This is a genomic window from Terriglobales bacterium (genome assembly GCA_035624475.1).
Taxonomy (GTDB): Bacteria; Acidobacteriota; Terriglobia; order Terriglobales; family Acidobacteriaceae; genus DASPRL01.
In genome coordinates this window covers 1-12,819 of sequence record DASPRL010000409.1, presented here as the reverse complement: position 1 = coordinate 12,819, position 12,819 = coordinate 1, and the positions used below count along the sequence as shown (strand labels likewise).

The window sequence follows — 12,819 nt, the reverse complement described above, 5'->3', positions numbered from 1 at the left end:
ATGAGCATTCCTTATCACCCGCTCTACGGACCCATGCTGTTAATGAGCGCGGTGGTGGCCGCACAACAGCTTCTCGGCCTTTCCGCTTATCGTTACGCGACCTGGACGGAGGCGCTGCGCTACGTGGCCTACGCCATCCTGGCTCTGGTGGCGGGGCAGTGCCTGGGCCTGCGGGGACGCATGAAACAGTTCGCCCTGGTGCTGACCGTCTTTGCCTTCCTGCTGGCCTTCCTGGGGATCGCGCAGGACCTGCTCCCTAACGGCAAGCTCTACTGGCTGCGCACGCCCCACGTGGCCGGCTGGATGTTCGGACCTTACGTGAACAATGCCCACTACGCCGGCCTGATGGAGATGCTGACGCCCTTCCCCCTGGTGCTGGCCATGACGCCGCACTTCAAGGGAGGGCAGCGCATACTCATCGCTTTCGCCGCCGTTGTCGCAGGCAGCTCCATCTTCTTCTCCGGCTCGCGCGGGGGGATGGCCGCCTTCGCCGCCGAGGTCCTGTTCCTGGGCTGGATGCTGATCCGCCGGAGGAAGGGCTATCGCACGGCGCTGGCGCTGATGGCGGTGGTGCTGCTGACCGCTGTCTTCCTGATGCTGTTTGCCAAGCAGCGGGTCTTCCAGCAGATGGCCACCTTGGACGCTCCCCTGGCGGAGAACGCCGCCGGCATGCGCCTGCACATCGACCGCGATGCCCTGCGCATGTTCGCCTCCCGCCCGCTGCTGGGCTGGGGCCTGGGCACGTTTCCTTACTTCTATCCCCAGTTCCGCAGCTTCTACACCAACACCTTCATCAACGAAGCGCACAACGACTACCTGCAGTTCCTGGTGGAGACCGGGGTGTTGGGATTCGCCGCCTGCCTGTGGTTCCTGGTGGCGCTGGTCCGGCACGGGATGAAGCGCAGCGCGCACTGGCAGGAGAGCGTCACCCATGCTGTGCGCCTGGGGGCGCTGGCCGGCTGCGCCGGGCTCCTGGTGCACAGTTTCTTCGACTTCAACCTGCAGATCCCGGCCAACGCCGCCATCTTCTACGTGCTGGCGGTGACGGCGACGGCGCCCCGCGAAGACAACAACGTGATCCGCTGGCCGGGGGAGAAGGCGGCTTGAACCTCCGCTCCATATTGGGAAACTCTTTCGCGGGGATTGCGAGCGCCGCCGCCTTCTGCCACAATAGGCGGCGACTTGGCTCCGCATTGATGACGCTGGTTCTCCCCGCCTGGAAGTCTCAGTTGTATGCCAAAACTCGAGTACATTGCTGGTGCAGTCCCTGCGAGCGACCGGTGCAACTGGGAGTGAATCATGGCCACGCCTGATCGCAACTTCCCGGCCGAATCGTCGGCCGTGGACGGGTCGCCGACCTGGCGCCTGGGACGCAAGCTCCTCGAAGCCCTGGGCCGTGCCTTCGACCGGCTGCCGGCATCGTTCTACGGCCGCGGCGTGCAGATGGCGCTGGACGCGTGCCTGTGCGCCTTAGCTCTCTACCTGGCCTTCCAGTTACGCTTCGATGGCGCCGTTCCCCACAGCTACCGGGTGGTGATGTGGACCTGGATCCTGGGACTGGCGCTGGCGCGGCCCCTGGTCCTGCTGGCGCTGGGCGGTTACAGCGGCATCTGGCGCTACTTCAACCTGCACGATGCCACGGTGCTGGTCTTCACTGCCCTGCCTCCCACCGTCGGTCTCCTGGTCCTGCGCTACGGATTCACGCAGAAGTGGTGGGCGCGGGTTCCGACCAGCATCATCCTGATCGAGTACGGCGTCTTTCTGGCCCTGGCCGCCGGCCTGCGGGTGTTGCGCCGCACCACCTTCGAGGCCTCGCCGCAGTCGCGTGCGCAGCGGGTGCGGGCGCTGCTGGTGGGCAACGATGCCACCTTGCCGGCGGCCCTGCGCCACCTGGGCGGGCATCGCGAGCTGCAAGTGGTGGGACTGCTCGCCCCCGAGCCCGGACTGCACGGCCGGCGCATCGGCGGCTGCATCGTGATCGGCGAACCCAGCGGCCTGCCACGGCTGCTGGCGGCCAAGACCGCCGACCTGGTCCTGATCGCCGACGCGCGCGCGGACGCGATCGGCGAGGTGGTGGCCACCGCCACGGAGTTCGGCGTGGACGTGCGCCTGCTGCCTTCGGCCGGAGACGTGATCCGCGGGGACGTGCGGGTGGCGGCGCAACCGGCCCCGGAAGCGGTGCTGAACGGCCGGGCCGCCGCTGCCAGTCCTCACCCGGCGGTGCTCGAATGCTTCCGCGGCCGCAGCGTGCTGATCACGGGGGCGGGCGGCTCCATCGGCGCCGAGCTCAGCCGCCAGGTGGCGGCCCTGCCCGCGGCCCGCCTGATCCTGCTCGATCGCGACGAGAACTCCATCTTCGAGATCAGCCACCAACTGGGCGAGGCCAGCGTCCGCCCGCAGGTGGTGGCCATGGTGGGCGACATCCGCGACGCCGCCCTGCTGCGCCAGCTCTTCTTCGACCACCGGCCGCACATCGTGCTGCATGCCGCCGCCTACAAGCACGTTCCGGTCATGGAGCAGAACTGCTGCGAGGCGGTGCTCAACAACGTCTTCGGGACGCGAGCCGTGCTCGACGCTTCCATCGCCTTCCAGGCGGAACGCTTCCTGATGATCTCCACCGACAAGGCCGTACACCCCACCAGCGTGATGGGAGCCAGCAAGCGCATCGCCGAGATGCTGGTGCAGGCGCGGGCGCTGGCCCCGGAAGGCGGCACCCGCTGCGCCTGCGTGCGCTTCGGCAACGTGGTGGGCAGCCGCGGCAGCGTGGTCCCCATCTTCCTGCGGCAGATCGCGGAGGGCGGGCCTATCACCATCACCGACGAGAACATGACGCGGTACTTCATGACCATCCCGGAGGCGGTGCACCTGGTGCTGCAGGCGGCCACGCTGGGCTCGCGGGGGGACGTCTACATGCTGGAGATGGGCGATCCGGTCAAGATCACGGCGCTAGCCCGCAAGCTCATCGAGATGTCGGGCCTGCGCCCGGACAAGGACATCGAGATCCGCATCGTGGGCAAACGCCCCGGCGAGAAGATCACCGAGCAACTGTGGGTGGAGGACGCCGAGGTGCGTGCGACCGGCTTCCCGCGCGTGCTGCAAGTGTCGCCACCCTCCCCTCTGTCCGAGATCGCCTCCCGGCTGGGCGCGTTGGAGCAGGCCGCCCTGAACCGGGATGAGGCCAAGGTGCTGGCGACGCTGCGGGACCTTCCCATCGGCTTCCAGCGCACGGAGAGCGCCCGCCCCGTGGTCAACAGCCCCTCTTAATTCACCCCTCTTTCGGGTGTCTTGCCGCAAGCGCCTGGATGCGCCTCTACCCCTCCCGCTGGGCCCGGCAACTGATAGAAAACGAACGATTTCACACCACGTTAACAGAGTGGGTGCCCGAAGACCATGTACCAGCAAGGTTCTTGACTCGCGCATCGGGGCGCGATATGTTCTCGCAATCGTGGTAGCACACAGCCCGTCCCAGGGCGCATGGTAGTAGCCGGCGGCCCGTCAAGCTCAAGGGCAGCCGGTACCCAGCATGCAGGAATCCGGAGGGTGATATATGGAGTACACACGAACCCGTGTCGGTAGCCCGCTTCCTCTCTTGCGCCACTCCTGTCTGCTGCTTGCGACTTTGGTCGGTCTCTCGGTCTTGTCCGCAGCCCAAAGAAAAACCGTAGTCAAGCACGCGGGTGGCCCTGTGGACTGGAGCAGCCAGCACCTGATCTTCACGGCTCCCACCTCCCGCGCGGCGCTGGCCCGCAATGCGGCCGCAGCCAGCGATCCCCGGGCCATCCACAGCTCGCTGATCCACCACTTCTCGCTGAGCGCGCCAGCGGTTGCCCCGGGTCGCGGGGGAGCGGCCCAGCGGCCTCCCCGGCTGGTCACCCAGGTGGACTGGAGCGTCTCGCTGGGGGCGGGCAACGTTGCGCCCAGCATGTCTCCCGCCAAGTACGGCGCCGATTATTCGACGGCCGACTGCACCAAGGACTTCGTTGTCTTCGGGCTCAACGTACCCGGAACCACCGGTGGGCAAGCCAACCTCATCGCCTTCAACAATCTCTATAGCGGCGCGGGGACCTCGCTCTGCGGCATGACCGCACCCACCGTCTTGTTCAGCTACAACATCAGCACGGTCGGGGGCAGCATCCTGACCTCGCCCTTCATCACCCTGCACGGCGACCGCATCATCTTCGTGGAGAGCACCCCGACCGCGATGGTCCTGCACTCGCTCACCTGGCACGCGGGCGAGGGGACGTCGGCGACCAACGCGGCGGCGCCGGCGAATCGCTGCAACCTGGATCTGGGGCCCTGCGTGTGCCCGCCGCTGGTCTCCTGCGACCGCACGCTCACGCTCAACTCCACCATCGGCAGCACCGTCTCCTCGCCTTTTCCCGATTACCACAACGACTACATCCTGGTGGGCGCGGATGACGGCACGCTGTACAAGGTCCTGGGCACCATGTTCGACTCGCCCAGTATCGTGTGGACCAGCCCGGTCTCCGGAGGCGTCCTGACCGCCCCGGGGATCATGTTCGACGGCTCCAGCAACGAGACGGCCGTGTACGTGGGCGACGACAGCGGGGTCCTGTACAAGGTGGACCCGTCCACGGGCGCGGTCGCGGCTACGACCCTGACCGTGGGCGGAGGCTTCCCCAACGGCGGCCTCCTCGACGGGCCCATCGTGGACAACAGCAACGCCGCTGTCTTCGCCTTCTCGGCCAATGACGGCACCAGCGCCGTGGTCGTGCAGGCGGACCCGGACCTCAACGAGATGCGGCGGGACCAGATCGGAACGTCGGTAGCCAACGGGCTCACGCCGGCGGTGAACATCCACACCGGGATGTTCGACGACAATTACTTCAACGACCCCAACACCGGCTTCCTCTACGTCTGCGGAACCAACGATCCCAACACCCGCCCCATCCTGTATCGCTTCGGCTTCACTTTGGGGACGATGAACTCGAGCAACGACGGCACCCTGCAGCTCACCAACGCCGCCGGGGTCGAGTGCTCCCCCCTCACCGAGGTCTTCAACGGCAACATCAGCGCCCATCAGGACACGCTTTTCCTGGGCCTGCTGGGCGGCTGCGGCGTCAACGGCTGTGTCCGCGACTATAACCTGGCCATCCCCAACGGGACCCCGCCTCCGCTGACGCTGATGCCCACCACCTTCCTGCGCTCCGTGAATGAGTCGGGAGGCACCAGCGGCATCATCGTGGACAACGTCGATCCCAGCCCCCAAGCTTCCAGCATCTACTTCAGCACGCTGGGAGCCAGCAAGCGTGCGGTCAAGCTGACGCAGTCGCTGTTGAACTGACCAGGCGGGCGGCGAACACGGAGGCCCGGTCGGGAGGCCATTGTTGGCGCGGCGGCTTGGGGGACGCCGCGCGGCTACTTCTTCCCTGACGAGGCATTCAGGAACGGCGGCGCCGGGACAGTCGCTCGCCCGTCGCTCTGCCCATTCTGCTGGCGCTTGTCCTTGATGACGTCGCGGATGATGTCGTCGAGCGAGCGCGTGGGCTTGTAGCCGAACCACTCCCCGGCCTTGCGGATGTCGGGCACCCGTCGCTCCATGTCCTCGAAGCCCTCGGCGTAGGCTTCGGCGTAGGGCACGTACTTGGTGGAACTGCGCGAGCCGGTGAGCGCGATGACGCGCTCGGCCAGCGCCTTGATGGTGATCTCCTCGATGTCTCCCAGGTTGAAGATCTCGCCGGCGGTGCGATCCTGGGCGACGCAGGCCAGCATGCCGGTCACGATGTCGTGCACGTGGCTGAAGCAGCGCGACTGTTCCCCGGTCCCGAACACGGTAAGCGGCTGCTCGGCCAGGGCCTGGCGCACGAAGGTGGGCAGCACCATGCCGTAGTGCCCGGTCTGGCGCGGGCCGGCGGTATTGAACAGGCGCAGGATGGTCACCGGCAGCTTGCGCTCGCGGTAGTAGGCCAGCGCCAGGAACTCGTCCACCGCCTTGGAAGCGGCGTAGCTCCAGCGCGAGTTGTAGGTGGAGCCCAGCACCAGGTCGTCGGTCTCCGAGAACGGCACCTTGGTGGCCTTGCCGTACACCTCGGAGGTGGAGGTGATGACCACGCGCTTGGACTTCTTGGAAGCCAGCTCCAGCACCAGCTCCGAGCCTCTCACGTTGGTCTCGATGGTGCGGACGGGAAACTCCACGATGCGGCGCACCCCCACCGCCGCGGCCAAGTGGAAGATGACGTCGGCGGAGTCCACCAGTTCCGCCAGCAGCGGCCGGTTGAAGATGGTGTCGATGCGGTAGGAGAAGGCGGGATGGTCCTTCAGGCCGTCCAGGTTATCGATGCTGCCGGTGGAAAGGTCGTCGATGGCGAGCACCCGGTGGCCCTGCTCCAACAGGCGTTCCGCCAGGTGGGAACCGATGAAGCCCGCGCCGCCCGTGATCAAAGCCCGCATTCATCCTCCCGCAGCCGGTTTTGTCAGGCCGAAGCTTAGCATTGTACCCTGCCTCGCTGTCATCTCCGCCGACACCCCTGCCCGGAGGTTCCCCGGAACGGGATGGGGCTGCGGAGAGCGGCTCACGGGAGCGGGGGAGGAGGCTGGTCATAGAGGAGCACCCGGCCGCCGGGGTTTTGGGCGGAGGGAGCGAAGACCCGGGCGTACTGCCCTGGATCCATGGTGAAGGTGACGACGGTGGTGCCGCCCCCTGGGTTGCCATAGAAGGCGCTCACGGAGTGAGGACCCCGGTAGGGAGTGCCGACCAGCAGTGCGTACTGGCTCTGGGCATGGTAGCCGGACCCGCCGTCCACCACGCGGGTATAGGTCACCGGCTGCGGACCGAGCGACGCCTGCGGCCGCACTCGGACCACCCGCCCTTGCTGGTTTCTCTCCCCGTTCGGACCCAGCATCTCGATGGACACGAAGGCGTTCGCGGGGGCCGGGGAGGCATTGATGAGATAGTAGGGCTGATTGAATCCCGGCCAGGAGTAGATGATGTCGATCTTCCCGTCGCGGTTGATGTCGCCAAAGGCGATCTGCCCGAAGAACAGCTCCGGAACATCCGGCGGGGAGACCCGTTCGTAGCCGTGGCCGGTGTTGCGGAAGAAGGTGGCGGGATATGCGGGGCTCCCGGAGCCGCTGGCTGCGGTGATGATGTCCTCCCGGCCGTCGTTGTCCATGTCGTAGGCATTGAGGCCGAAACTGCTCTGGAAGGGCACGGGCTGGTAGTCCGGCGCGCCGGTGGAGAAGAAGGGATGCCCGGTTCCGTCGGTGGTGGTGCTCTGGGCGACGAAGGACGGGTGCGTGGAGGTCCCGACATTCTGATAGAGCGTGGGCCCGTCCGGCGGGGGCGGTCCGAAAGGAGGCGGGGGCCCGCCACCCCAATTCTGTACCACCAGGTCCAAGAGGCCGTCATTGTTCCAGTCCAGGAACTTGAAACCCTCGTCGGCGCGGTTCCCCGCCCCCGGAAACTCCTGGGTTGGGGGAGGGGGCAGACCGCAACTGCAATCCTGAAAGTGGGGGATGCCGTTCGCGTCCACCGACTCATTCAGAAGCAGGTGTCCTCCCACGTAGAGGTCGACAAGTCCGTTATCGTCGATGTCGGCCGCTTCCGCCCCCTCCGGCTGGATCCCGGGCGCAGCCGTGAAGTCCACCCCGGCCGCCGCTGCTACCTCGCGAAAATGTCCGGTCCCATCGTTGAGCAGCAGATAGGCCTGGGGCGCGTTGGGGCACTCCGGGTCGGTGCACGGTTCAAAATCGTAATAGGGAAGGAAGATGTCCACATAGCCGTCGTTGTTGAAGTCGGCGACGACCAGACCCTCACCGCGCCCGCGAAAATCGAAGTCGGCGAGGCCGGGTCTTCCTGGAAGTGGCCGCTGCCGTCGTTGAAGTAGAGCAGGGCGCGCGTGTCGACGTCGGTGCTGGAGTAGCCCTGAGCGATCAGGTCGGGGCTGCCGTCGCCGTTGAAGTCCGCCACGCGAAGATCGTCCGGCCGGCCGTCGACCAGCAGCCCGTCCAGCCCCATGCTGCTGGGGGACACCGGGAGCAGGTTCCCGGCGCCGTCGTTCAGGGTTCCCACGGTCTCCAACCAGCCGTCCCCGTTGCCATCCACCACCACCGCGGGAGCGATCGGGCTGGAGACGTTCTGCGGCGAGGGAGCAAAGCGGATGGTCGAGACCGGGCCGGGCGGGGCCGTCGGCGGCGGGGCATCCGCGATCCCGCTGCTGTTCCCGGAGCCGCCGCAGCCGCTGATCCCCACGGCTAGCCCGAGCAGGAGCCCCCACGGCAGGAGTGGCTTGGCGTCGATCGGCATCGTCCCCCCTGAGGCAAGCTCCGTTCCAGCCTTGGAACCTGCTCAGACGCTCAGAACCCAGGTTCGTGCCGGAAGTTGCGACTTCTTCCTGGGCCGCCGGGTACGAGCACCTCCGCCCGGAGACGGAGTGGAGCGGGAAGGATGCGCCGGGCCGCTATAATGCCGCATGGCCGACGGCCCCGCCGCCGCCCCCCGGGCGGCCTACCTTCCCGCTCTCGACAGCCTCCGCTTCTTCGCTTTCTTCTCGGTCTTCCTCACCCACACCCTGCCCAAAGGACACGCCTTCTACGCCGCGCATGGACTGCCCACGGCGGTAGGCGACTTTGCCGCCGCCGGGGGCTTCGGCGTGGACCTCTTCTTCGTCCTCAGCGGCTACCTCATCACCGATCTGCTGCTCAAGGAGCGCGACCAGTCCGGGCGCGTGGACGTGAAGGCCTTCTACGTACGCCGCATCCTGCGCATCTGGCCGCTCTACTTCCTGGCGCTGAGCTTGGGCGTTTTGTTCACCGTGCTGCACTGGGAGGCCCTGACCCTGCGCGACGTGCTCGGATTCAGCCTGCTGGCCGGAAACTGGATCTGCGCGCTCTACGGGTATCCTTTCTCTTTCATCTTCCCGCTGTGGTCGGTCTCCATCGAGGAGCAGTTCTACCTGAGCTGGGCGCTGGTGGTGCGGGCGCTGGAGCGCCGGGGGCTGGCGGTGGTGGCGGCAGGGGTGATCGTGGCCGCCAACCTGGCGCGGGCGCTGGCGGTGTGGCACCGAGCCACGCCCGAGTACATCTGGTGCTCGACCTTCACCCGGCTGGACCCCATCGCTCTTGGCATCCTGCTGGCCATCGGTCTGCGGGGAAGGCTGCCCGACCTGGCCGCCTGGAAGCGCGCCGCGCTGTTCGCTGCCGGAGTCGCCCTGTGGACCCTGGAGGGACGCTATCTGCTTCCCCACCCCAGCGCGGCGGCGGTCCTGCTGCAATACCCGCTGGCGGCGCTGGCGGCGGTCTTGATGTTCCTGGCGGCGCTGGGCCCCGCCGGAACCACCGGCCGGCTGCGCGGCCATCCCGCGCTGGTCTACCTGGGCCGCATCTCCTATGGCCTTTACGTCTTTCACTACCTGGGCATCAACACCGCGCGCCACTGGTTCGGGCTGGGAGAGCAGACTTCGCTGAAGTTCGCCGGCTTCTGGTTCGGCTCGCTGGCGTGGACCGTGGCTGCCGCCGCGCTCTCCTATCGCTGCTTCGAGAGACCCTTCCTGCGACTGAAGGGACGATTCAGCCGGGTGGCAGGTAACCCACCTTTGCGGGGGTAATGGGTGATTTCTTACTTCGCATGCAGGAACCATCCCGCCATGTAATCAACTATCGTTTGTACTTTCAATAAGTTACGGGTGTCTGACCTTTGGCGACCTAGTTGCTGCCGAAGTAACGGATACTGGTCCTCAATGCCACCGGAGGAACGCGTCATGAAGTCGAAGGAGACCAGGCGGGACATCAGGCTCCCGGTCAAGCTGGGAGTGGTGGTCAACGTGGAGGACCGCAAGGTCCAGGCCCACAGCCTGGACATCAGCGCCGGGGGCATGTCGCTGAAGGTGGAGGAAGCTCCCCGTTCGGCTCCCATGCTGCTTTCTTTCAGCTTGCCGCAGAAGGAAACCATGACCGTGACCGCCGCCCCTTGCTGGACGCATCCCGAGGACCGCACCTTGGGGGTGCGCTTCGGTCCGCTCGACGAGCGCCGGCTGGAAGTGCGCGACTGGATCGAGCACTACCTGCGGAAGGCGCCGCGGTAAGCGTCAGTCCTTGGGGCGCTTCTCCAGGACGGGCTTCTCAGTGGGCGCCTGCTTCTGCCCCGCCGGTACCGGCTTCCAGGCGCTGCCGTTCTCGGGAGCATTGGGGTCCACCCCGAAGTCCCAGACGTAGAGGTTCATCTCGCGGGAGTTCAGCATTTCCACCAGGGCATACTCGCCGGGCTTGAGCGGGGCCGCGGGTGCGATCTTGTACCAGCCGCCGGAGAGGGCCTCGGCGGTGACGGGCACAAAGCTCTGCTGCTGGCTGACCCTGCCGGTGAGCGCGATCTTCAGGTTGCCGATCACGCGCACGTCCTTTCTGGATTCCGCGCGGATGATGCGGAAGCGTTCCCCGCCGGTGAGCGGCTTCTCCGGCGGATGCTTGGCGTCCGCCTCGGCCTCGCTGTCGCCCGCGTCGGCGGTCTCTTCCACGTTGACGAAGAACACCGGCTGCAGCAGGTGCGCCTGCACGCCGGCGTGCGCTCCTTTGAGCTCGATGCTCTGCTTGGGGCCGGAGAAGGGATTGATCACGGCGCGCAGGATGTTGGCGCCGCGCTGGGCGTTGAGCTCGCCCCCGCTCTGCACCACCTCGGCCAGCTCGGGCTGGTTCTGGAAGGTGTCGAGCAGGAAGACGCCGCCGCTATCGGGCAGCTTGAGCCCGGGGGCGACGGTCGGGGTCTTGGCCTCCTCGGCCAAGCGGTCGGCTTCGTCCTCGGCGGCGGCGGCGCTGCTCTCGCGTACGGCCGAGCCCAGGGGATGCTCCTTCTCCCACTGCTGGGTGGCGGGCCAGTCCACCAGGGCGTTGGGCACCTCCTCCCACTCGCCGCGCTCGGAGCTGTAGTAGCGGACGCGGTCGCCCCTGACCTCCCACTCGGTGGCCATCTGGTAGGTTCCGTCCTTGAGGATGAGGCGCTTGACGCGGCGGCCGCCGCCGGCCGCGGTGAGCGCCAGCAGACAGAGGGCGCAGGCCAGCGCCAGCAACGGCAAGGCGAGATGGCGGAAGCGCCGGGGCATGATTCCTAAGATATCCCCGATCGGACCCGATTGCACGGCGCCCGATCGGCTATCGCCGCAAGACGCCTCTCTGCGTTGCCCAGGGATGCACCTCCACCTTCACGCCTCCGGCAACGATGAGCGGATCCCCTGCGACGACCCCCTCCGCCTCTTCGGGCGTAGCCGCGAAGATCAGCAGGGCGCGATACTCTCCCGTGCCATCCTTGAACCAGCCGTCGGCAACCAATCTGCCGGTCTCGCGCTGGCTCTTGAGGAATTCCATATGACGCAGGATGGTGGGTTCGCGGTCCTTGCTCCACGCGGCGCCCTTGTCGTAGAGGACCAGCGCGTACTCTTCCATGGAAGCCGGTTCCAGCGGGGGGTTGAAGGTGCTGATCGGCTGGATCCAGATGTGAAACTCCGGCACCAGAAAGCCTGCCTTCACGGCAGGATCGGAGTGCATCCAGCGCTCCGCCTCATCGCCCCGCTGGGTGTGGAGCACCAGCACCTCGCGCAGCTCGGTGCCGTCCGTGAACCGTCCCGCCAGCACGACCTTGCCCTCTTTCACCAGCTTCGCGACCCTGGCCTGGTGCCGGCTCTCGAGCCCCGGTTCCATCGGCAGGTTCTGGGGTTGCCGGAGAAGGGCGAGCTGGTAGAAGAAGAATTGTTCCTGCGACGCGGGCGCAGGCGGCGGGCAGGGCGCGCCGGCCGCGCTCGGCGGCTTGCTTTGCGCGGCGGCGAGCGCAATCGCCGCCACCATGGTCAGAAGGACTGTGGCCCCTGACGCTGCCTTCATGGAACTCTCCTTTGTCGACCCGCGAAGGGCTCTATGGTAATCCTGCTGGGACTTCCGCAACCGCTGATCTTTGCTCCGCTGGGCTGGAATGACTTGCCCTGAGGTTGGATGCGCTGCCTGCGGCCTGCGTCTACCGCCTCCTCTTCCCTTCCCGAAGAATCTCTGTATAATTGGTCGTGCACCCCTACAGGCGCCAGGCAAGCCATTCCATCCGGCCGGGCGCAGGTTCCTCCAAAAAATCCAGGGCGAGGGAGAGATGTCGGCCAAGTGACCGCGCTTCGCGGGCGTCCGAGCCCGCGGCGGTCATCCTGAGCGAAGCGAAGGATCTCAACTTATCAAGGGGAGAGGAATGTCGGCTAAGTACATCTTCGTGACGGGCGGTGTGGTGTCTTCGCTGGGCAAGGGCCTCGCCGCGGCTTCCATCGGATGCCTGCTGGAGAGCCGCGGCCTGAAGGTCAACCTGCAGAAGTTCGATCCCTACCTCAACGTGGACCCGGGCACCATGTCGCCCTTCCAGCACGGCGAGGTCTTCGTCACCGACGACGGCGCCGAGACCGACCTCGACCTGGGCCACTACGAGCGCTTCACCCACGCCAAGCTCACCCGCGACAACAACTGGACCACCGGCCGCATCTACGAGCAGATCATCACCAAGGAGCGCCGCGGCGACTACCTGGGCAAGACCGTGCAGGTCATCCCCCACGTCACCAACGAGATCAAGGCGGCGATGAAAAAGGTCTCGCAGGAGGTGGACGTGGCCATCGTGGAGATCGGGGGCACGGTGGGCGACATCGAGTCGCTGCCCTTCCTCGAGGCCATCCGCCAGATGCGCCAGGAACTGGGCCGCGAGAACACTCTGTTCGTCCACGTCACCCTGGTGCCCTTCATCGCTGCCGCCGGCGAACTGAAGACCAAGCCCACCCAGCACTCGGTCAAGGAACTGCTCTCCGTCGGCATCCAGCCCGACATCCTGCTCTGCCGCACCGACCG

11 protein-coding genes are annotated in these 12,819 nt (G+C 66.7%); 6 read left to right on the top strand and 5 right to left on the bottom strand.

Annotated features, from left to right (window positions below):
- The 3 genes from VEG08_15745 to VEG08_15735 all read left to right on the top strand — a co-directional run.
- The coding region (locus VEG08_15745) for an O-antigen ligase family protein (protein ID HXZ29449.1) at nucleotides 1-1,107 on the top strand (1,107 nt) is incomplete at its 5' end.
- A 192-nt stretch (nucleotides 1,108-1,299) separates the two neighbouring features.
- On the top strand, nucleotides 1,300-3,264 hold the full coding sequence (locus VEG08_15740; GenBank protein HXZ29448.1) for a nucleoside-diphosphate sugar epimerase/dehydratase: 1,965 nt from the start codon (nucleotides 1,300-1,302) through the stop codon (nucleotides 3,262-3,264).
- A 421-nt stretch (nucleotides 3,265-3,685) separates the two neighbouring features.
- A complete protein-coding gene (locus VEG08_15735; GenBank protein HXZ29447.1) occupies nucleotides 3,686-5,305 on the top strand; it encodes a PQQ-binding-like beta-propeller repeat protein in 1,620 nt (539 codons plus the stop codon).
- Nucleotides 5,306-5,379: 74 nt separating this feature from the next.
- Here VEG08_15735 and VEG08_15730 read toward each other — a convergent pair whose 3' ends face one another.
- The 3 genes from VEG08_15730 to VEG08_15720 all read right to left on the bottom strand — a co-directional run bounded on the left by VEG08_15730 (nucleotide 5,380) and on the right by VEG08_15720 (nucleotide 8,266).
- Nucleotides 5,380-6,411: a GDP-mannose 4,6-dehydratase gene (locus VEG08_15730; protein HXZ29446.1), complete on the bottom strand. Its 1,032-nt coding sequence runs from the start codon at nucleotides 6,409-6,411 to the stop codon at nucleotides 5,380-5,382.
- Between the two features lie 122 nt (nucleotides 6,412-6,533).
- Nucleotides 6,534-7,736: a VCBS repeat-containing protein gene (locus VEG08_15725; protein HXZ29445.1), complete on the bottom strand. Its 1,203-nt coding sequence runs from the start codon at nucleotides 7,734-7,736 to the stop codon at nucleotides 6,534-6,536.
- The gene (locus tag VEG08_15720) at nucleotides 7,622-8,266 is read right to left on the bottom strand and encodes a VCBS repeat-containing protein (GenBank protein HXZ29444.1); all 645 of its coding nucleotides are present in this window, start codon (nucleotides 8,264-8,266) and stop codon (nucleotides 7,622-7,624) included. Before VEG08_15720 ends, VEG08_15725 begins: the two co-directional genes overlap by 115 nt.
- Before the next feature lie 166 nt (nucleotides 8,267-8,432).
- Between VEG08_15720 and VEG08_15715 the strand changes: the two genes are divergently transcribed.
- Together VEG08_15715 and VEG08_15710 are read left to right on the top strand one after the other, a co-directional pair.
- Nucleotides 8,433-9,566, top strand: coding sequence for an acyltransferase (locus VEG08_15715; protein ID HXZ29443.1), 1,134 nt, complete (start codon nucleotides 8,433-8,435; stop codon nucleotides 9,564-9,566).
- Between the two features lie 153 nt (nucleotides 9,567-9,719).
- Nucleotides 9,720-10,043 carry a PilZ domain-containing protein gene (locus tag VEG08_15710; GenBank protein ID HXZ29442.1) on the top strand — a complete coding sequence of 108 codons (324 nt, stop codon included), beginning with the start codon at nucleotides 9,720-9,722 and terminating at the stop codon, nucleotides 10,041-10,043.
- Nucleotides 10,044-10,046: 3 nt separating this feature from the next.
- Here VEG08_15710 and VEG08_15705 read toward each other — a convergent pair whose 3' ends face one another.
- Both VEG08_15705 and VEG08_15700 read right to left on the bottom strand, forming a co-directional pair.
- Complete coding sequence (locus tag VEG08_15705; protein HXZ29441.1) at nucleotides 10,047-11,054, bottom strand: hypothetical protein; 1,008 nt, start codon at nucleotides 11,052-11,054, stop codon at nucleotides 10,047-10,049.
- A 49-nt stretch (nucleotides 11,055-11,103) separates the two neighbouring features.
- Nucleotides 11,104-11,829: a YciI family protein gene (locus tag VEG08_15700; protein HXZ29440.1), complete on the bottom strand. Its 726-nt coding sequence runs from the start codon at nucleotides 11,827-11,829 to the stop codon at nucleotides 11,104-11,106.
- 349 nt (nucleotides 11,830-12,178) lie between these two features.
- On the opposite strand from VEG08_15700, the gene VEG08_15695 reads away from it, so the two are divergent.
- The coding region (locus VEG08_15695; GenBank protein ID HXZ29439.1) for a CTP synthase at nucleotides 12,179-12,819 on the top strand (641 nt) is incomplete at its 3' end.

Excerpts from the sequence above, each read along its gene's own strand:
- VEG08_15740 (HXZ29448.1), top strand. The coding sequence starts at position 1,300 with ATGGCCACGCCTGATCGCAACTTCCCGGCCGAATCGTCGGCCGTGGAC.
- VEG08_15730 (HXZ29446.1), bottom strand. The coding sequence starts at position 6,411 with ATGCGGGCTTTGATCACGGGCGGCGCGGGCTTCATCGGTTCCCACCTG.
- VEG08_15720 (HXZ29444.1), bottom strand. The coding sequence starts at position 8,266 with ATGCCGATCGACGCCAAGCCACTCCTGCCGTGGGGGCTCCTGCTCGGG.
- VEG08_15715 (HXZ29443.1), top strand. The coding sequence starts at position 8,433 with ATGGCCGACGGCCCCGCCGCCGCCCCCCGGGCGGCCTACCTTCCCGCT.
- VEG08_15710 (HXZ29442.1), top strand. The coding sequence starts at position 9,720 with ATGAAGTCGAAGGAGACCAGGCGGGACATCAGGCTCCCGGTCAAGCTG.
- VEG08_15705 (HXZ29441.1), bottom strand. The coding sequence starts at position 11,054 with ATGCCCCGGCGCTTCCGCCATCTCGCCTTGCCGTTGCTGGCGCTGGCC.
- VEG08_15700 (HXZ29440.1), bottom strand. The coding sequence starts at position 11,829 with ATGAAGGCAGCGTCAGGGGCCACAGTCCTTCTGACCATGGTGGCGGCG.